Annotated in this window: 17 protein-coding genes; 12 read left to right on the top strand and 5 right to left on the bottom strand. The window is 59.9% G+C overall.

Features of this window, described 5'->3' with window-relative positions; all coding sequences use genetic code 11:
* Positions 1-141 precede the first annotated feature (141 nt).
* From LKX83_RS22695 to LKX83_RS22685, 3 genes are all read right to left on the bottom strand, one after another.
* Positions 142-864, bottom strand: coding sequence for an amino acid ABC transporter ATP-binding protein (locus LKX83_RS22695; RefSeq protein ID WP_227885115.1), 723 nt, complete (start codon positions 862-864; stop codon positions 142-144).
* The gene (locus tag LKX83_RS22690) at positions 857-2,323 is read right to left on the bottom strand and encodes an ABC transporter substrate-binding protein/permease (protein ID WP_227885114.1); all 1,467 of its coding nucleotides are present in this window, start codon (positions 2,321-2,323) and stop codon (positions 857-859) included. Before LKX83_RS22690 ends, LKX83_RS22695 begins: the two co-directional genes overlap by 8 nt.
* Before the next feature lie 374 nt (positions 2,324-2,697).
* Positions 2,698-3,567 carry an AraC family transcriptional regulator gene (locus LKX83_RS22685; protein WP_227885113.1) on the bottom strand — a complete coding sequence of 290 codons (870 nt, stop codon included), beginning with the start codon at positions 3,565-3,567 and terminating at the stop codon, positions 2,698-2,700.
* Between the two features lie 129 nt (positions 3,568-3,696).
* On the opposite strand from LKX83_RS22685, the gene LKX83_RS22680 reads away from it, so the two are divergent.
* The 3 genes from LKX83_RS22680 to LKX83_RS22670 all read left to right on the top strand — a co-directional run bounded on the left by LKX83_RS22680 (position 3,697) and on the right by LKX83_RS22670 (position 7,050).
* Complete coding sequence (locus LKX83_RS22680; RefSeq protein WP_227885112.1) at positions 3,697-4,767, top strand: Gfo/Idh/MocA family protein; 1,071 nt, start codon at positions 3,697-3,699, stop codon at positions 4,765-4,767.
* Positions 4,768-4,933: 166 nt separating this feature from the next.
* Positions 4,934-5,896: a sugar phosphate isomerase/epimerase family protein gene (locus LKX83_RS22675; RefSeq protein WP_227885111.1), complete on the top strand. Its 963-nt coding sequence runs from the start codon at positions 4,934-4,936 to the stop codon at positions 5,894-5,896.
* 20 nt (positions 5,897-5,916) lie between these two features.
* Positions 5,917-7,050, top strand: a complete 1,134-nt coding sequence (locus LKX83_RS22670) for a Gfo/Idh/MocA family protein (RefSeq protein WP_227885146.1) — start codon at positions 5,917-5,919, stop codon at positions 7,048-7,050.
* A gap of 149 nt (positions 7,051-7,199) precedes the next feature.
* Here LKX83_RS22670 and LKX83_RS22665 read toward each other — a convergent pair whose 3' ends face one another.
* Together LKX83_RS22665 and LKX83_RS22660 are read right to left on the bottom strand one after the other, a co-directional pair.
* On the bottom strand, positions 7,200-7,880 hold the full coding sequence (locus LKX83_RS22665) for a DNA-binding response regulator (RefSeq protein ID WP_227885110.1): 681 nt from the start codon (positions 7,878-7,880) through the stop codon (positions 7,200-7,202).
* Positions 7,881-9,131: 1,251 nt separating this feature from the next.
* On the bottom strand, positions 9,132-9,548 hold the full coding sequence (locus LKX83_RS22660; RefSeq protein ID WP_227885109.1) for a cupredoxin domain-containing protein: 417 nt from the start codon (positions 9,546-9,548) through the stop codon (positions 9,132-9,134).
* Between the two features lie 403 nt (positions 9,549-9,951).
* On the opposite strand from LKX83_RS22660, the gene LKX83_RS22655 reads away from it, so the two are divergent.
* The 9 genes from LKX83_RS22655 to phoU all read left to right on the top strand — a co-directional run bounded on the left by LKX83_RS22655 (position 9,952) and on the right by phoU (position 19,929).
* Positions 9,952-11,694, top strand: a complete 1,743-nt coding sequence (locus tag LKX83_RS22655; RefSeq protein ID WP_227885108.1) for a pyrroloquinoline quinone-dependent dehydrogenase — start codon at positions 9,952-9,954, stop codon at positions 11,692-11,694.
* Between the two features lie 98 nt (positions 11,695-11,792).
* Positions 11,793-12,965, top strand: coding sequence for a carboxypeptidase-like regulatory domain-containing protein (locus LKX83_RS22650; protein ID WP_227885107.1), 1,173 nt, complete (start codon positions 11,793-11,795; stop codon positions 12,963-12,965).
* 230 nt (positions 12,966-13,195) lie between these two features.
* The gene (locus tag LKX83_RS22645) at positions 13,196-14,452 is read left to right on the top strand and encodes a methyl-accepting chemotaxis protein (RefSeq protein WP_227885106.1); all 1,257 of its coding nucleotides are present in this window, start codon (positions 13,196-13,198) and stop codon (positions 14,450-14,452) included.
* 180 nt (positions 14,453-14,632) lie between these two features.
* On the top strand, positions 14,633-15,571 hold the full coding sequence (locus tag LKX83_RS22640) for a phosphate ABC transporter substrate-binding protein (protein ID WP_227885105.1): 939 nt from the start codon (positions 14,633-14,635) through the stop codon (positions 15,569-15,571).
* Positions 15,572-15,725: 154 nt separating this feature from the next.
* The gene (pstC, locus tag LKX83_RS22635; protein ID WP_227885104.1) at positions 15,726-16,700 is read left to right on the top strand and encodes a phosphate ABC transporter permease subunit PstC; all 975 of its coding nucleotides are present in this window, start codon (positions 15,726-15,728) and stop codon (positions 16,698-16,700) included.
* Positions 16,697-17,584 carry a phosphate ABC transporter permease PstA gene (pstA, locus tag LKX83_RS22630; RefSeq protein ID WP_227885103.1) on the top strand — a complete coding sequence of 296 codons (888 nt, stop codon included), beginning with the start codon at positions 16,697-16,699 and terminating at the stop codon, positions 17,582-17,584. Before pstC ends, pstA begins: the two co-directional genes overlap by 4 nt.
* A gap of 13 nt (positions 17,585-17,597) precedes the next feature.
* A complete protein-coding gene (gene pstB, locus LKX83_RS22625; protein WP_227885102.1) occupies positions 17,598-18,368 on the top strand; it encodes a phosphate ABC transporter ATP-binding protein PstB in 771 nt (256 codons plus the stop codon).
* A 25-nt stretch (positions 18,369-18,393) separates the two neighbouring features.
* Positions 18,394-19,143, top strand: coding sequence for a phosphate ABC transporter ATP-binding protein PstB (gene pstB / locus LKX83_RS22620; protein WP_227885101.1), 750 nt, complete (start codon positions 18,394-18,396; stop codon positions 19,141-19,143).
* A gap of 126 nt (positions 19,144-19,269) precedes the next feature.
* On the top strand, positions 19,270-19,929 hold the full coding sequence (gene phoU, locus LKX83_RS22615; RefSeq protein ID WP_227885100.1) for a phosphate signaling complex protein PhoU: 660 nt from the start codon (positions 19,270-19,272) through the stop codon (positions 19,927-19,929).
* Positions 19,930-19,978: the final 49 nt, after the last annotated feature.

Genomic DNA, 19,978 nt, shown 5'->3' with positions numbered 1-19,978 from the left:
CTCGAGCCGTAACCCGAAAAAGTCGGGTTACAGCCCGCCGAAGGCGCCGCAAGCGCGCTGGCCGCTCAACGGCCCTCGCCGCCAAAATCCAAAACGGCCCGGCCCCTTTCGGGAACCGGACCGTTTTCGTTTCGCAGGCCGTTACAGCACCTGCTCCAGGAACCGTGCCGCGCGCTCGGACTGCGGCCGCGCGAAGAAGCGTTCGGGCTCGGCCTTCTCGACGAGCAGCCCGCCGTCCAGGAAGTAGATCGTGTCCGCCGCCTCGCGGGCGAACTTCATCTCGTGGGTGACGATGAGCATCGTCATCCCCGTAGACGCGAGGTCGCGGATGACCGCGAGCACCTCCTTGACCATCTCGGGATCGAGCGCGGAGGTCGGCTCGTCGAAGAGCATGATCTCCGGATCCATCGCGAGGCTCCGGGCGATCGCGACGCGCTGTTTTTGGCCGCCGGACAGCTTGGACGGGTAGACGTCCGCTTTGTCCTTCAAGCCGACGCGCTCGAGCAGCATGTAGCCCTTGGCGCGCGCCTCCTCCTTGGACAACCCTTTGACGCGCATCAGCGCAAACGTCAGATTGTCCATGACCGTCATGTGCGGGAAGAGATGAAAGTGCTGGAAAACCATGCCGATCCGTTGACGGATGCGGGTGATGTCGGTCTTCGGATCGGTGAGCTCGACGCCGTCGATGACGATGCGGCCCCCGGTCGGGACCTCGAGCAGGTTTAGGCACCGAAGGAAGGTGGACTTGCCGGAGCCCGACGGCCCGATGATCGCGACGACCTCCCCTTGCTCCACCGTTGTCGAGATGCCCTTCAGCACCTCGAGCTTGCCGTACGTTTTCGTGAGCGCTTCGACGTTAATCACTGCGGCGCATCCTCCTTTCAAGCAGTCTGGCGAGCGACGTCAGGATCAGGACGAGCACGTAGTAGATCGCGCCGGCCGCGATCAGCGGCTCGAAGGCGAGGAACGTGTTCGCCCGAATGACCGAAGCCCGGAACAGCAGATCCGCGACGGCGATGACGGAGACGAGCGAAGACTCCTTGAGGAGCGCGACGCATTCGTTCACGAGCGCGGGCAAAATGTTCTTGATCGCCTGCGGCAAAATGATGCTCGCCATCATCGTGCGGTAGGGGATGCCAAGCGCCAGTGCGGCTTCGCGCTGCCCTTTGTCGACGGCCAAAATGCCGCCCCGGATCGTCTCGGACAAGTAAGCCGCCGAGTTGAGGCCGAAGGCGAGGCCGGCCGCAAGGAGCGCCGGGATGGTGTAGCCGAACAGCTGCGGCACCGCGTAGTAGATGAGCAGCAGCTGGAGCAGCAGCGGCGTTCCGCGGAAGACCGACGTATAGACGGTCGAGAACCAGCGCAGCGGCGCGACGTTCGAAATTTTGAAGAGCGACAGGATGGCGCCCCAGACGAAGCCGAACAGCGCCGACACGAAGGTGAACAGCAGCGTCACGTACGTGCCCCGCAGCAGGTAGCCGGCGTACGGCTCGAGACGCTTGAAGTTGAGGCCGCTCGTTGCGGCCGACGGCTCGGCGTCCTTCTCGGTGCCGAACCATTTGTCGATGATCGCCTGGAGCGTGCCGTCCGACTTCATGTCGCGGAGGACGCCGTTGAACTCGGCGGTGAGCGGCGAGCCTTTCGGAAACGCGATGGCGTACCCTTCGCCGCCGACCTCCGCCGGGATCATCTCGAAGTGAAGATCGGCATTCGTTCCGACGTAGCCTGCGGCAACGGCGTCTTCGACAATGGCCGCGTCGATGCGGTCGGCCTTCAGCGACTGCATCAGATCGGGGATCTTGCTCAGCTTGGTGATCTGGGTGTCCTTCATGTCCGCCACGACGGACTCCTGGGTCGAGCCGAGCTGGACGCCGATCCGCTTGCCCTTCAGCTCGTCCAGCGACGCGTAGCTGAATTTTTCCAATGAAACGATCGTATTTCTCGCGTTGTAGTAAATATCGGAGAAATCGACGCTTTTTCGGCGCTCCTCGGTGGCGGACATGCCCGACATGACGAAGTCGACGCGCCGCGACTGCAGCGCCGCGATCAAGCCGTCGAAGTCGGAGCCCGCGATCTGGAGCTTGTAGCCCAGCTTGTCCGCGATATGCTTCGCGATATCGATGTCGAGCCCGACGATCTCGCCGCCCCCCGCGGCATCGACACTTTCGTAAGGGGGATAGTCCGGGGAGGTCCCCATGACGATCGTCTTCCCGGGGCCAGGCTCGGCTGCCTCCGTCCGTTCGGCGAACGCGAGCCAGCAGCCCGCCAGCAGTACCGCGCAGACGAGCGAGACGATCAGGCGTCTTGCGAATTGGTTCCTCATAATGTCCTCTCTCGCTATCTGGATGATGGGATGTCGGCGCTTTCCAATCGGCCGCAACGGAAAATCGCCTTCCGGCGCAGAAGGCGAATTCGGCTGGGCTCCAAAAGCACCTATGTTACTATACCCAAAAGAAAACAATGCCTCAATGTTGAAAAGTTCCCTGATGTGGCGAAGAGAGGGGAGCCGCACAAAAAATGGGGAAGATGGGACGGGAAACGGGAGTCAAAAGGTGCCGGCAACCGTCTGTGCTAACGAATAAGAGCCGCCGGCATGTTGCCGTGCGGCCGTAATGTTGCTTGAACGGGCGCCCGATGCGCGATTCGCCGGCTTGCAGGCGGCGGCCATCGCTATCCAGGCTGACGGACGGTCGGGCGTTACTTGCGTCCCCAGGCCAGCATCTTGCGCTGAAAGTCCTTGGGCGAGCACTGGTTGAACCGTTTGAACATTTTGTAGAAATGGGCCATGTTCGGCATCCCGATCTGGTCGCCGACTTCGCTGACGCTGAGGTCGCGGGTAAGAAGCAGCTGCTCGGCGCGTTTGATTTTGCGAAAGTTCACATACTCCGTAAAGGAGAGGCCCATCGACTTTTTGAAAAACTTGACGAAGTAATAATAACTCATATTGGCGAGACGGCAGGCGTCTTCGACGGTGACGCGTCCCGTGATGCCTTCCTCGACGTAATCGAGCACCGGCTTCAGGCGGATGCGCTCGACGCGGTCCTGGCCTGCCAGAAAGCCCATCGTATCGTTGCGGATCAGCAGGAGGAGGATTTTTTTGATGAGCAAATTGACGGCCAGCTCGTAACCGCTTTCCTTGCGGAGCGCCTCTTCGTAAATGTCCCGGATGCAGTCGGCCACCTGGCGGCGGGCTTCGGCGTTGTCCCGGAAAATATAGTTCATCGCGCTGAGCGGCACCTTGGTCTCGTTGAAATATTGCAGGTAGGGAATGGTGCTCTGGTCGAAAAAGGTCTGGAGGTCGAACTGCAGCACGAGGTACTCGAGCGGACCGGCATGGCTGCGGTCGCGATGCAGCTGCGAGCTGCCAAGCACGACGACGTCGCCTTCCTTCATCGTATGCGTCTCTCCCGCGACGTCCACGTCGAGCTGGCCTTTCAACACGAGCAGGAGCTCGCATTCGGGATGATGGTGCCAGTTGAAGGTACCCTCCCTGTCGCGTCTGGCCAGCCATACCTTGATGGATAGCAGGGGATTCTCGTATTCGACTTTCTCCTGATAGGCCTGCATGCCGCGCGACCCTCCCTATTGCCAAAATCGCATAATGACCGCCCATCATCGCACATGGGAATTCCAATGACAAGTGATATACTTGAATTGTAGATGGATTCTAGCGATCACGCAAGGAGGACACCCCACTTGAGTCATGTTCACGTTGGTATGATCGGCTGCGGCGGCATTGCGCACGGCAAGCACCTGCCGTCGCTCGCCAAAATCCCGGAAGTGAAAATCACCGCTTTCTTCGACGTGTCGGAAGAACGCGCGCAAGAAGCCAAAGCCAAATACGGCACGCCCGACGCCCGCGTCTACGGTAACGTCCAGGAGCTGCTGAGCGACCCGAACGTGCATGTCGTGCACGTGTGCACGCCTAACGATACGCATGCCGAGATCTCGATCGCCGCGCTCGAAGCCGGCAAGCACGTCCTGTGCGAAAAGCCGATGGCGAAAACGTCCGCCGACGCGCTTCGGATGCTGGAGACGGCCGAGCGTACGGGGCGCAAGCTGAGCATCGCCTACCAGAACCGCTTCCGCGCCGACAGCCGCTGGCTGCACGCGGCCTGCCGCAACGGCGATCTGGGCGAAGTATATCTGGCCAAAGCGCATGCGGTACGCCGCCGCGCCGTGCCGACGTGGGGCGTCTTCCTCGACCTGGACAAGCAGGGCGGAGGTCCGCTGATCGATATCGGCACGCACGCGCTGGATTTGGCGCTTTGGATGATGGACAACTACGAGCCGAAGACCGTTCTCGGCACCACGTACCGCAAGCTCGCCGAGCAGGGCAGCCCCGCGAACGCTTGGGGCAATTGGGATCCGGCCAAGTTCACGGTCGAGGATTCGGCGTTCGCGATGATCACGATGAAGAACGGCGCAACCGTATGGCTCGAGTCGAGCTGGGCGCTCAACACGCTCGACGTCGACGAGGCGAAGGTGACGCTGTGCGGCTCCAAAGCGGGCGCCGACATGAAGCAGGGCCTGCGCGTGAACGGCGAAGAGCACGGCAACCTGTATACGAAGGAAATCAGCTTCGGCAACCAATTCGACCCGACGATGCCGAACGATTCGGCCGAGCGCGAAGCGCGCGCCTGGATCGACGCGATTCTGAACGATCAATCGCCGGTCGTCACCGCAAGACAGGGCTATGTCGTACAGCAGATTCTCGAAGCGATTTACGAGTCCGCCGCCAAGGGACAAGCAATTTCCTTCCAATAAAACGCATACGCAAGCATCAACTAGAGGCGCTCCAACGTCATTCGGCAAATTCCGATGCAAATTCGGCAAAATCGGCGGATGACTTCTGGCGGCGCTTCTAGTAAACTATGTTTGATGAATAAACAAAGGCTTGGCCTTCACTCCTGCGAAAGGTAAGGTGAACTTCGTGAAATTAGGCGTATTTCTCGTCTTGTTCGGTCAGCAATCGTTCGAAGAAGCGCTGGACACCGCCAAAGCGGCGGGACTGCAAGCGGTGGAGATCGGCACGGGCGCTTTTCCAGGCACCGCCCATGTGAACGCAGCCACCATCCTGAACGACGAAGCGGCGATCGCCAAGATTAAGTCCGCGGTCGAATCGCGCGGCTTGACGATCAGCGCGCTGAGCTGCCACGGTAATCCGTTGCACCCTGATGAAAGCGTCGCCAAAGCGCATCACGACGACTTCGTCGCGACCGTGCAGCTGGCGGAGAAACTGGGCGTCGAAACGGTCATCACGTTCTCGGGCTGCCCTGGCGAGTCTCCGAACTCGAAATATCCGTCCTGGGTAACCTGCCCGTGGCCGCCGGACTTCCTGACGGTCCTCGAATGGCAGTGGAACGAAGTCGCCATTCCCTACTGGAAGGAACAATCCGCCTTCTGCCGCAAGCACGGCGTCCGCGTCGCGATCGAATCCCATCCGGGCTTCCTCGTGTACAACACGGAAACCGCGCTGCGCCTACGCCGCGAAGCCGGCGACAATATCGGCGTCAACTTCGACCCGTCGCACCTGTTCTGGCAGGGGATGGATCCGATCGAGTGCATCAAAGCGCTCGGGGACTCCATCTTCCACGTCCATGCGAAGGATACGAAGATCGACGCGCGCAATACGGCGATCAACGGCGTTCTCGACGTGAAGCCGTACAGCGACGAAATCAACCGCTCCTGGATCTTCCGAACGGTCGGCTACGGCCATGACGACGACTTCTGGAAGCACATGGTCAGCACGCTGCGCCTCGTCGGCTACGACGGCGCGATCAGCATCGAGCACGAGGACAGCCTGATGTCCGTCGGCGAAGGGTTCCGCAAAGCGGCGAACTTCCTGAACGGCCTCATCCTCGGCGAGAAAGCGGGTGAAATGTGGTGGGCGTAAAGAAAACGTTAAACGTCGGCATGGTGGGCTACAAGTTCATGGGGAAAGCCCACAGCCATGCGTATAAAGACGTAGGCATGTTCTTCGATCTCGAAGCGGGCGTCGCCATGAAGGCGATTTGCGGACGCGACGAGCAAGGCGTCAAGGAAGCGGCCGAGAAGTTCGGCTGGGAGAGCTACGAGACCGACTGGCGCAAGCTGGTCGAGCGCGAAGACATCGACTTCATCGACATCAACGCGCCGAGCGACGCGCACAAGGAGATCGCCCTCGCGGCGATCGCCAACGGCAAGCACGTCTTCTGCGAAAAGCCGCTCGCCCTGAACCTGCAGGACGCGCGCGAGATGCTCGCGGCCGCCGAGCAAGCGGGCGTGAAGCATGCCATCTGCTTCAACTACCGCTTCCTGCCCGCCGTGCAGCTGGCGAAGCAGATCATCGACAGCGGCAAGCTGGGCGATATCCACCACTACCGTGCGACGTACTTGCAGGACTGGCTCGTCGATCCGGAAGCGCCGCTCGCTTGGCGTCTCAAGAAAGAAGTAGCCGGTTCCGGCACGCACGGCGACTTGAACGCGCATAGCATCGATCTCGCCCGGTTCCTCATCGGCGAATTCGATCGGGTCGTCGGACACAGCCGCACGTTCGTGAAGGAGCGTCCCTTGCCGACGTCCACGTCCGGCCTGTCCGGCACGGGCTCGTCAGAGAAGGGCGAAGTCACCGTCGACGACGCGACCGGCTTTCTGGCCGACTTCAAAAACGGCGCGATGGGCGTCTTCATCGCGACGCGTTTTGCGAGCGGCCGCAAAAACGGCAATACGTTCGAAATCCACGGCAGCAAAGGCACGATCCGTTGGGATCTCGAGCGCTTGAACGAGCTCGAAGTCTACTTCCGCGAAGACGAGCCGGAGCTGGCGGGCTTCCGCCGCATCCTGGCAACCGAGCCGCAGCACAAGTACGCGGGCAACTGGTGGCCGGCCGGTCATATTATCGGCTACGAGCATGGCTTCGTCCATATCGTCTACGAATTCCTGCAGCACATGTCGACGGGCAGCCCGTTTGCGCCGACGTTCCTCGACGGCGTCCGCTGCCAAGAGGTGCTCGAAGCGGTGGACCTGTCCATCGAGCGCGGCGCTTGGGTAAGCGTAGAAGAGGTATAATCGCATCGTATCGTATGCCATGTGATCGCCGGCGGCCATTCCGCCGGCGGTTTTTTATGGAACCCTGAATAGCGACAATGCAAGGGATGATTCAACTGCCAAACGGGAGTTGCATTCTACGGCCGCTCCTCGTGCCGGTCATGTCCGTGTTACTCCGACCCCGGCAGCGGGAATCGGTAACGCATCGCTCTTCCGGACGGGGAGCGGCTGGCTTGACACAGTCCTTTGTCGGCGAGGGATTGGAGATGCTTGATGGTCGTCTTTAAGCAGATGCCCAGCTCGGAGCTTGCTTCTTGCGGCGAAAGCCAACCCGATTTCGCATATCCGATTTGAAGCAATGCCCGTTCGTAGACGTTTAAGACCGCTTTCGGCTTCGTGACGGAGCCTCCCCACCTGGCTAATCCCATGATGACGGTCTGTTGGCAGCGGCGCGGCTTCGCCACCAGATCATCATAGGAAAAACGAAGAAGATGCCATCCGTCGATCAAGAGATGATTCTGCCTGTCCAAATCGTCCCCGAATTGCCAGCGGCTAATATCCCGCCAGTGGGGGCCGAAGCCGTCGGATTCCAACGCGAGCCGAATAGGAAGCGGAGGCACGTACGCAAAGTCGGTAAACCTCGATCGGTCCTTGTAATCTTTCACCTCGTACTCCGGATGAATGTAATTCAAATGGCCGACGGCCGGCCACCAAGCGTTGGCCAGTAACGTTTTTTCACCATGACCGTGATTCTCCAACAGCCTTCGTTTTCGCTCCCCTCTGCTCGTCGAGATCGCCTTATCCATCATCTGCTGGTAAGCTGCTTCGAACGCGGCCGGTAGTTCCTCCATTTTTTCCACTCTCCAGGTCGAAATGGCAAACCAAAAAGCCGTCCGCGCGGATCGTCTCCGCGACAAACGGCCTGTTCTTCAGGACAGCAATTCGTTTAAGATGAGCATACCTGATTTTCTCGCGACCATCAAGAAGAAAATCCCAGTCTTCGATGGACGGCGTCCGGCCTTACGACCGGGTGCGGTAAAAAGTACCGTACATCGCGCCCCAGTACCAGTCAGACGCCGAAGAACAGTAAAAGGTACCATACATGGGCGCTCTGGTACCAGTCAGACGTCGAAGAGCAGTAAGAAGTACCATACATGGGTGCTCTGGCACCAGTCGGACGCCGAAGAGCAGTAAGAGGTACTATACATGGGCGCCCCAGCAACAGACAAACGCCGAAGAGTAGTAAGAAGTACCGTACATAGGCGCTCCGGCACCAGTCGGACGCCGAAGAGCAGTAAGAAGTACCGTACATAGGCGCTCTGGCACCAGTCGGACGCCGAAGAGCAGTAAGAAGTACCATACATAGGCGCCCCAGCACCAGACAGATGCCGAAGTGCAGTAAGAAGTACCATACATAGGCGCTCCGGCACCAGTCAAACGCCGAAGTGCAGTAAGAAGTACCATACATAGGCGCCCCAGCACCAGACAGACGCCGAAGAGCAGTAAGAAATACCATACATAGGCGCCTCAGCACCAGTCGGACGCCGAAGTGCAGTAAGAAGTACCGAACATACGCGCTCCGGCACCAGTCAGACGCCGAAGTGCAGTAAGAAGTACCATACATAGGCGCTCCGGCACCAGTCAGACGCCGAAGTGCAGTAAGAAGTACCGTACATACGCGCTCCGGCACCAGTCGGACGCCGAAGAGCAGTAAGAGGTACCATACAAAGGCGCTCCGGCACCAGTCGGACGCCGAAGTGCAGTAAGAAGTACCGTACATACGCGCTCCGGCACCAGTCGGACGCCGAAGTGCAGTAAGAGGTACCATACATAGGCGCTCCAGCACCAGTCGGACGCCGAAGTGCAGTAAGAAGTACCGTACATACGCGCTCCGGCACCAGTCAGACGCCGAAGTGCAGTAAGAAGTACCGTACATACGCGCTCCGGCACCAGTCGGACGCCGAAGTGCAGTAAGAAGTTCCGCACCCGTTGGGCGAATCCATATTACAGGGGAGACGAACTGAACGCTAGAAGGAAATGGACGCATTCCCCCCGAACGCAAAAAGACCGCTCCCGTAGAAGCGGTCTTTCTAAACTAATCCTTACTCGACCGTGATCGTGCCGGTCATGTTGTCGTGGCCGGAGCCGCATTGGATCGAGCAGTTGAAAGCATAGGTACCGGGCTTATCAGCCGTGAACGTAGCGGTTTCGCCATTCTTGAGGTTGATGTTCAGGTCCGGAACGGCAAGGCCGTGGTTGCCGTTTTCGTTTTTCAGCGTCAGCTTGACGGTGTCGCCGACTTTGACTTTGATGTCCGTTTGGTCGAATTCGAAGTTTTTCGCGCCGACGGTGATTTCTTTTGTTTCGCCGCCGCCTGCAGCAGGCGCGCTGGCCGTTCCGGCCGGTGCCGAAGCGGAAGGGCTCGACGCATTGTTGTTGGTTTTGCTGCCGCATGCGCTCAGGGCGAGGACGGCTGCCAGCGCGACCAGCGCCATGAAGAAGAACGATTTTTTGTTCATTTGCGATAGACCTCCTGTTTCTCTGTACAATAGTCGACTGCGTTTGTTGCCTTACTAGTAAGATTCCTGTCAACGAACGAGTATACGCCTGTTGCCGCTTGTTAGTCAACTTTAACATACCCGTGCAGTCATCGTTTTAACCCTTCTGCGCAACATCTTCATAGAAAATTCACAAAACCGGTTGACGATTCAATTAATCAGGAGTAATATACACATTGCTTAACGTCTTATTAGTAAGATGAATGAACAAGCCTGGTTCCTGTCCCGACGCTTGTTCGCCAAAGGAAGTGAAGATTTTCGGCTTTGAACCGCTGTTGCTTACGAAGGAGCAAGCGGTATTTTTGCCGCGTGGAAACGCGGAAACGCACGTAGGCTTCATCATCAACTAGGGGGGTAACACCAGATGAAAAAATCTTATGCGACCATTGGCGCGGTGCTCGCGGCCAGCTTGGCGTTAAGCGCATGCAATAGTGGCAATAGCAACAGCGACGCCGGCGCTTCTCCTTCGGGCAGCGCGAGCGCATCTCCGAGCGCTTCGGCTTCGCCGGCCAGCGTAACGGGCACGTCGTTCGAAAACTGGGGAACGTACGGCTACGATCTGAGCAACACGCGTCATGCGCCGTACAAGGAAATTACGGCCGACAACGTGAAAGACTTGGGCGTCATTTGGTCCGCGGATCTGAAGACGCTGGACAAAGACGTCAAAAACGGCAACCAATCGTACCCTGTCGTCATTGACGGCGTCATTTATATTACAACATCGGGCAACCAAGTATTCGCCTTCGATGCCGTTACCGGCAATCAAATCTGGCACTGGAAGCCTTCGGCCGAGCAAGCGGCCACCTTCAGCAAAGCAGGCATCATCGCTAACCGCGGCGTAGCGGTAGGCGATGGCAAAGTATTCATGCTGACGATCGACAACCAACTCGTTTCGCTCGATCAAAAAACCGGCGAGCTCGTGAAAATGGCGAAGCTGTCCGATTCGGTCGAAGGCGTCACGCTGGAAAACGGCTACTATGAAACGACCGCCCCGGTCTTCTATAACGGCAACGTCTACGTCGGCAGCAGCGGCGGCGACAACGGCGTCCGCGGCTTCGTGATGGCGTTCAAGGCGAGCGACCTGTCGCCGGCTTGGGACGCGCCGTTCTGGACCGTACCTCCGAAAGGCCAAGATTGGCTCGCCAACAGCAAATTCCAAGGCGGCGGCGCCGTCTGGAATCCGCCGGCGATCGACGAAGAGACGGGCATCATGTACTTCTCCGTAGGCAACCCGGCACCGGACTTCTACGGCGAAGATCGCCCCGGCGCGAACCCGTACACGGACTCGGTCGTCGCGGTCGAAGCCGCGACCGGCAAGCTGATCTGGGCGAAGCAAGAAATCAGCCACGACTTGTGGGATTATGACGCCGCAGCTTCTCCGATGATCCTGAACGCGACGGTTAAAGGCAAACAGCAAAAGATCGTCGTCGAAGGCGGCAAGTCGGGTCAGTGGTTCGCATGGGACGCCAAGACGGGCGACGTCGTCTGGGACGGCATCCCGTTCGCGAAGATCTCGCATCCGAAGCCGACGCCGGAAGGCGTGCTTGTCTACCCTGGCGTGCTTGGCGGCGAGAACTACGCTCCAGAAACGTACGATCCGGCTACGAATTACGTCTTGATCCCGGGTGTTGAACAACCTGCATTGATCAAATCGGCGAAAGACCAAGACGAAGCTTCCACGCCTGACATGCCGGGCGCCATGGCGTTCGGTACGACGATGGGCGAGCTTCCGGCCGACGTCGAAACGTACGGCACGATCACCGCGATGGACGTCAACACCGGCAAGCAAGCTTACCAAATCAAGACGAAGGATCCGCAGCGCGGCGGCTTGACGAGCACCGATGCGGGCATCGCCTTCTTCGGCGAGCTGGACGGCAAGATCAACGCCCTCGACATCAAGTCGGGCAAAGTGATCTGGACGTTCCAAACGCCTGGCGACAACATCCAAGCGGCTCCGGCCGTATTCACGGTCGACGGCAAGCAATATATCACCTTTACGTCCGGCGGTGCGAAGCCGAAGGTTTATGTCTTCGCATTGGGCGGCAACAAAACGCAAGGTTCGGAAGGCGCGGCCGATACGGGCAGCGCGCATGCCGAGAAAAAGTAAGACGGCCGAACACGCGCGCATAGCGTAACTCAAGCGATCAGGGCAGGCTTTCCGAAGCCTTGCCCTGATCGTCTACATGCGAAAGGGGATCTGCGCACATGAAGTCCATTTCCAAAGCGGCGGTCATGGCGCTGCTCGCTGCCGGATTGGCCGGATGTACGGGCAACGGGAACGATCAAGCCAGCCCGAGCTCCAACGCGTCGCCTACCGCGGCTTCGCCATCCGCCAGCGCTTCCTCCGTCCTAGGCCAAGAGGCGCGGATCGATATCGACCAAACGACCTTTTCCCTCATTCAATGGAAGATGGACGGGTCTCATAATACGAGCGTCAAAGGGAAGTTCCTGATCGGCGATCAGCCGGTGTCAAGCGCCGTCCTGCATGCCGGCACCAGCAAGAAAAACATCGTGACCGCCCAAGACGGCTCCTTTGAGCTGCTGGTCGACCAAAGCCTGCTGGCGGACGTTCAGGTCCGAATCGTATCGCTGGACGAAGCTAAGGTAAACGGCCAGCCGCTCAGCGCCGATGCGGCCGAACAAGTGAAAGAAACCTCGACTTATATTAGCGTGTATTATCCGATCGAGGTGTCGGATGTGAAGCCTTCTGCAGCCGATCCGAGCCAGGTGGAGGTACATGGCCAGATCAAAAGCGGCAAGGACGACGTCGTTTCGTTCTTCCAGATCGACAAATACCGGATCGGCGGCAAAATCGTCGATGCGGACGGCAAGCCGGTCAAGGATGCCGTCGTCTGGATCGACCGCGACGAGGGCGAAGGCTTCGCCAAGTCTACGCCGACCGATGAGAACGGCGAGTATCAGCTGTTCTATCTGCCGGAGGACGAAGAGACGAACCTCACCGTCACGATCGGAACGACGCGCTATACCCTGCCGGAAAACAAGGTGTACATCATACCCGAAGACACAAGCGTCGAAATCAACATCACGCTGCCGAAGGAAGGCACCGTGATCGATGACAAGCCGCCGACCCTCGTCAGCCACACGTCGAAAGGCGCGATGTACACCGGCGTGCTGGCGGGGCTTAACGTGCCGGCTGATGTGCAGTACACGATTACGATCCCGGATAAGGACGGCCGCTTTGTTCTGACCGTGCCGAAAGAGGTTTGGGATCGGCATCCGAGCTTCTTCGAAACGAAGATGACCAAGTTCGTGGACCAGGAGGAGCAGCTGACCTGGGGCGATACGCTGCCCTCCAGCTTCGTTCAGCCGGGCGCGAACGATCCGAAAAACATCGAAGCCGCCATCCAAGGCGCGTAACCGAACCGCATCCAGGCACCGCATGCTCATCGAGCGTGCGGTGTTTTTTTTACGTGTCGCCGTCTGGGAAGACGAAAAAGCCGTTTTTTCCTTGCGTCCAAACGCATCTTTTTGTTAATTCGCGTGAAAGTTTACAATCCGGCAACGTTCGCCGCATGCCGTCTTGACAAGCAGTTGGTAAGATGGAGCCAAATTCATCCTGGGACCAAAGACCAAGGAGGCCCTTCGATATGACGATATCTCTCCGAGCTCTAACGACGGTTGACCCCGAAGCGACCCGAGCGGCAAATGCGGCTATTTCAGCGGATGCGGGGGCGGACCGATTCGGCGTTCCCGAGCGCGTGATTCCCAGCGGTCCCGAGTCGCGAAATCGGGACAAAGGTCCCGGTTGGACCCGTCCTTTCCAGGCGATCTCGCTGGGAGACTGGCTGCGCGATTGCCCCATTCTGGCGCCGTCGCAAACGTGCGGCGAGCTGGTAGACCTGTTCCGGCATCGCCGGGAGCTCTCCAGCGTGGCCATCTGCGACGAAGCGGGACGGCCGCTGGGGCTCGTCATGAAGCACCGCTTCTTTCGCACCCTCGGCACGAGCTTCGGCATGTCTCTATATGCGGACAAGCCCGTCAGCAAGCTGATGGACGCCGAGGCGCTGACGGCGGAGACGGACCTGTCGCCGCAGGAGCTGATCGACCGGGCGATGGGGCGGGAAGACGAATTCCTCTACGATTCGGTCCTAATGACCCGGGGCGGCCGCTTCGTCGGATTGCTGGCGATCAGCGATCTGCTCCATATCTCCCGCTTGCTGCAGCGGGAGCTGGCCGAACGCCAGATCGCGACCGTACGGGGGACGGAGCGCATGCTTCGGCAGATCGACGAAGCGGTGAAGCGGCTGTCGGACACCGCCTCCGACTCGCGGGAGAGCAGCCTGCAAATCGCGGACATGACGGAGCACGGCCGCGAGGATTTGTCGGGGATGATGGCGCAGTTCCGCTTGTGGACGGCGACGGCGGACCGGCAAGAGCAGGCCGTGAACGAGCTGCTGAGCCGGGCCGCGGACACGCTCGGCATCACGAAGATCATCTCGGAGCTGGCGGACCGGTGCAATTTCCTCGCCATGAACGCCCAGATCGAGGCGGCGCGGGCCGGCGCGCACGGACGCGGCTTCGCCGTCGTGGCGCAGGAGGTGCGGGCGCTGGCCGATCAAACCAAGCGGCAAGCGGAGCAGATCAGCCGACAGCTGCACGGCATGTCCGATGCCGCAGTGGAGGCGGCCAAGCAGGTGAAGGAGGGCAAGCAAGGCGCGGATCAGGGCGTCCGTCGGGTCGAGCAAGCCGAGGGGACGTTCGCGAGGCTGTGGGAGCGCTCGACGGACAACGTCGCCGCCACCGAGCGGCTGGCCGCAGCCTCCCACGAAGCCGAGTCGACGTTCGGGGAGATTCGGCAGCAGATGGTCAAGCTCGTTTCTCAAATGAACGGAACGTCCGCTTGACCGCCATCGTCGAAGGTTAATGTTAAAATGCGCGATATTTTACATTGCGTTAACAAAACGAAAACACGTCTTTTACGAACGGGAAGTAGAATCGTAGATGTGCAAGGGACATGTCGCTAGAGTCGCCAAGTACAAGAAAAACAAAACCAAATGCAAGAAATGGAAGGGGAAACCATCAAGATGAAAAAATCGGTCGTACTGTTGATGACGTTTGTGCTCGCTCTGACCCTCGCCGCCTGCGGCAAGAACAACGACGGCGGGAACGCGGGCGCCAGCCCGAGCGCCAGCCCTAGCGGTTCGAGCGACGCCGGCGCAAGCGTAAGCGGATCGTTCATCGCCAGCGGCTCCACCGCGCTGCAGCCGCTCGTCCAACAAGTCTCCGAAAAATATATGGCCGCCAACGATCAAGTATCCATTCAAGTACAAGGCGGCGGCAGCGGCGCCGGCCTCTCCCAAGTCGCGGAAGGCACCGTGCAAATCGGCAACTCCGACGTCTTCGCGGAAGAGAAGCTGAAAGACGCGGACGCCGATAAGGCGAAGTCGCTCGTCGATCATCAAGTCGCGGTCGTCGCGATGGCAGCCGTCACGAACAAAGACGTAGGCGTCGACAACCTGACGAAGGACCAATTGGTCAGCATCTTCACCGGCAAAGTCACGAACTGGAAAGACGTAGGCGGCAAAGACGAAAAGATCGTTCTGGTCAACCGTCCGGCAAGCTCCGGTACCCGCGCTACGTTCGAGAAGTACGCACTCGGCACGAAGTCGCAAGACCTGCCGGGCGCTATCCAAGAAGACGCATCCGGCACGGTTCGCAAGCTCGTTTCCGAAACCCCGGGCGCAATCGGTTATCTGGCTCTGTCCTACCTGAACGACTCCGTGAAGGCAGTGCAATACGAAGGCGTAGAGGCGAATGCGGATAACGTCGCATCCGGCAAATATCCGGTTTGGGCTTACGAGCACATGTACACGAAGGGCGAGCCGGAAGGCGCGGTCAAAGCGTTCCTCGAGTATATGCTGAGCGACGAAGTACAAAACGGCGACGTAACGGATCTGGGCTACATCGCGATCAACAAAATGCAAGTAACGCGCGACGTAGAAGGCAAGGTTTCGAACAAGTAAGCCGACCATCCGTTCCGAGCGCGGTCCGTCCGCGCTCGGAATTGGCATGACGGGACGCGTTTTTCACCCATCTTCATAACACGGATCTTACGATCAGCGGCGAGAGGCGAACGCACAGTAGCGCCTCTTCCTTGCCGTTAAAGGAGAGGCTTGCATGAATCTACCAGAGACCCGGCCTTCGGCCGATCCGGCTACGCCGAGGAACGCCCCTGCCACGGCAGGCGCGCCCGCCCCGAAACCGGCAGGCAAAGCCGCCAAGCACCGCCTGGAGGAATGGCGGGGACAGGCTTTCGTCTACCTGTGCGTCCTGCTGCTGGTGGTCATTATTTTCTCGATCGTCGTTTTCATCGCCTCGCGCGGGTTGACGCCGTTCGTTTCCCAGGGCGTGAGCGTCAAGGAAATGCTCTTCGGCCTGGAGTGGGCACCGGAAGCGGACCATCCGATGTTCGGCGCGCTGCCGTTTCTCTTCGGCTCGTTCTCGACGTCGCTGCTCGCGGCGATCATCGCGGCGCCGCTCGGCATCTGTGCCGCGCTGTTCATGACCGAGATGATGCCGAAGCTCGGGAAAACGATCCTGCAGCCTGCGATCGAGCTGCTTGCCGGCATCCCGTCCGTCGTCTACGGCTTCGTGGGTCTCTCGGTTATCGTGCCCTTTTTGCGCCATACCTTTCCCGGTCAAGGGGTCGGCATCATGGCGGGAGCCATCGTGCTGTCCGTCATGATACTGCCGACGATCACGACGATCGCGACGGACGCGCTGCGCAGCTTGCCCGCCGGCTTGAAGGAAGGCTCCTATGCGCTTGGCGCCACTCGCTGGCAGACGATCGCCCGCATCATTTTGCCGACGACGCTGCCCGCGCTTCTCACCGGCGTCGTGCTCGGCATCGCCCGGGCGTTCGGCGAAGCGCTCGCCGTCCAGATGGTCATCGGCAACGCGCCGCACATCCCGCATTCGCTGTTCGAATCGGCGACGACGCTGACCAGCATCATCACGTTGTCGATGGGCAATACGACGACGGGTTCGCTGCATAACAACGCGCTGTGGAGCCTGGCGCTGATCCTGCTTCTGATGACGTTCCTGTTCGTCTTTATCGTCCGCATGCTGGAGAGGAGGTCGAAGCACGCGTGAAAGCCAAAACGGTCGACCGCATCATGACCGGCGTCATCGTCGGCGTAGCGGTTCTCATCATCGCGGTGCTCGCGGGATTGCTCGGGTACTTGCTCGTGCGCGGCCTGCGGCACATCAGCCTGGACTTCCTGCTCTCCCCGCCGCAGACGATCAAGGCGGGCGGCGGCATCGGCCCGCAGCTGTTCAACTCGTTGTTCCTGCTCGTGTTGACGATGATCATTACGATCCCGCTCGGCCTCGGCGCCGGTATCTATATGAGCGAATACGCCAAGCCGAACCGGCTGACCGCGTTTATCCGCCTGATCGTGGAAGTGCTGTCCTCGTTTCCGTCCATCGTCGTCGGCCTGTTCGGATTGCTCGTCATCGTGAACATGTTCGGCCTCGGCTTCTCGTTGTTCTCCGGCGCGCTTGCGCTGACGGTGTTCAACCTGCCGCTCATGGTGCGGATCACCGAGCAGTCGCTGCGCAGCGTGCCGCGGGAGCAGAAGGAAGCGGGACTCGCCCTCGGCCTTTCCCGCTGGCGGACGATCACGTCCGTTCTGCTGCCGGTCGCCATCCCGTCCATCGTGACGGGGACGATCCTCGCCGCGGGCCGCGTCTTCGGCGAAGCGGCGGCGCTGCTCTTCACGGCGGGCATGAGCTCGCCGCGCCTCGACTTTTCCGACTGGAATCCACTGCATCACACGTCGCCGCTCAATCCGTTCCGGCCGGCGGAGACGCTTGCGGTTCACATCTGGAAGATCAACAGCGAAGGGCTCGCGCCCGACGCCGCGCAGATCGCGGCTGGCGCATCCGCCGTTCTCGTCATTACCGTGCTGATCTTCAACCTGGGCGCCCGCTGGCTTGGCCGCGTCCTGTACCGCAAATTAACGGCTAGCAAGTAGGGAGGACGATAGCATGAGCACAGTAGCGACCCGCGCCGCGTTTTATACGAAGGATCTGTCGGTCTACTACGGCGAGAAGCAGGCGGTCAAAAAGATCGGCATGGAATTTCCGGACCGGGAGGTCGTCGCCTTGATCGGACCTTCGGGCTGCGGCAAATCGACGTTTCTCCGGTCGCTCAACCGGATGAACGATCTGATCCCCGGCGCCCGCATCGAAGGCGAAGTATGGATCAACGACCAGAACATCTGCGACCCGCGCACCGATGTCGTACAGCTGCGTCAGCAGATCGGCATGGTGTGGCAGCGGCCGAACCCGTTTCACAAGTCGATCTACGAAAATATCGCATTCGGCGCGCGTTATCACGGGATCAAGGACAAAAAAGCGCTCGACGCCATCGTGGAGCAGGCGCTCCGCAAGACGGCGCTGTGGGACGAGGTCAAGGACCGGCTGAACCAGTCGGCGCTCGCGCTGTCCGGCGGACAGCAGCAGCGTCTGTGCATCGCCCGTTCGGTCGCGGTGCGCCCGAGCATTCTGCTCATGGATGAACCGGCTTCGGCGCTCGATCCGGTCTCGACGGCCAAGATCGAAGAACTGATCGCGGAACTCAAAAAGGAATACACGATCGTCATCGTCACCCACAACATGCACCAGGCCGCTCGCGTGTCCGACCGGACGGCGTTCTTCTTCCTTGGCGATCTGGTCGAATACGACGATACCCGCACGATCTTTACGAACCCGTCGCGCAAGTCGACGGACGACTACATCTCCGGCCGGTTCGGCTGAGGCCCGCGCGCGAGGAGGAATCGCAATGATCATCGAGATAGAACGGCTTCAGCTCTACTATAGCGCCTTCCATGCGCTGAAAAACGTGAACCTGTCGATCCCCGAAAACCGCGTCACGGCTTTCATCGGCCCGTCCGGCTGCGGCAAGTCCACGCTGCTTCGGACGCTGAACCGGATGAACGACACGATCCCCGGCGTGCGGATCGAAGGGGAAGTGACGATCCAGGGGCGGAACATTTACGGTTCCGAGACGGAAGTCGAATTTTTGCGCAAGCGCGTGGGCATGGTGTTTCAGCAGCCGAACCCGTTCCCCAAGTCGATCTACGACAACGTGGCGTACGGCCCGCGTCTGCACGGCGTGACGAAGAAGGCGGAGCTGGACGGGATCGTCGAGCGGAGCCTGCGTTCGGCGTCTCTCTGGCAAGAGGTCAAGGACGTGCTGAAGAAATCGGCCTGGAGCCTGTCGGGCGGCCAGCAGCAGCGGCTGTGCATCGCGCGGGCGCTCGCCGTGGAGCCGGAAATTTTGCTCATGGACGAGTCGACGTCGGCGCTCGATCCGATCTCGACGACGAAGATCGAGGAGCTGACCCGCGAGCTGCGGGAAAAATACACGATCGTCATGGTAACGCACAACATGCACCAGGCGGCGCGGATTTCCGACCGGACGGTCTTTTTCCTGAACGGGGAAGTGGTGGAAGCGTCGGATACGGAGGCGCTGTTCCGCTCGCCGGTCGACCAGCGGACGGAGGACTATATTTCGGGCCGGTTCGGATAAGTCGGCGGAGCCGCATCCCGGAAGGCGTGCGTGTGATGAAAACGGACAATCGCTTGTTGCGATTGGACGGCAGGACACGGCCGGATGCTGGCCGACATGAGGATGAGACAAGGGGGACGCGGACAAATGGTCGTTCGCAAGGAGTTCGATATTGGCTTGGAGCAGCTGCAGCAAATGCTGGTGGAAATGGGCAATCACGTGGAGCGCGCGCTTGCCGAGTCGATGGAGGCGCTAGCCACCCTCGACGTAGAACGCGCCCGCGCGATCGTCAAGGAAGACCCGAAGCTGAATCAAATCGAAGAGAAGATTGCGGATCTCGGCGCCAAGCTGATCGCGACGCAGCAGCCGGTCGCGAAGGATCTGCGGCGGATTCTGATCGCGTTCAAGATCTCGTCGGATCTCGAGCGAATGGGCGATCTGTCGGTGGACATCGCCAAGGTCGTGCTGCGCCTCGAGGGCCAGACGCTGGTCAAGCCTCTGCTCGATCTGCCGCGCATGTCGGACATGGTGCGCGTCATGATCCAGGAGTCGATCCGATCCTATATAGACGAGAACGTCGACCTCGCCTACAAGATGGCCAAGGACGACGATCAAGTCGACGCGCTGTACTCGCAAATTTTGCGGGAGCTGTTCTCCCTGATGGCGGAAAATCCGAAAACGGTCGGGCAAGCGATGTATCTGTGCTTCGTCGGCCGCTATATCGAGCGGATCGCGGATCATGCGACCAATATCGGGGAAAACGTCGTCTACCTCGTGATCGGCAAACGGCCGGATCTGAATCAGTAGCTTCATCGTTTCGCTATCCACGCCAAGAAGGCCCCACGCGGGGCCTTTT

Source organism: Cohnella baijiui, assembly GCF_020731285.1.
Lineage (GTDB): Bacteria > Bacillota > Bacilli > Paenibacillales > Paenibacillaceae > Cohnella.
This window is presented reverse-complemented; position numbering and strand designations above follow the sequence as displayed.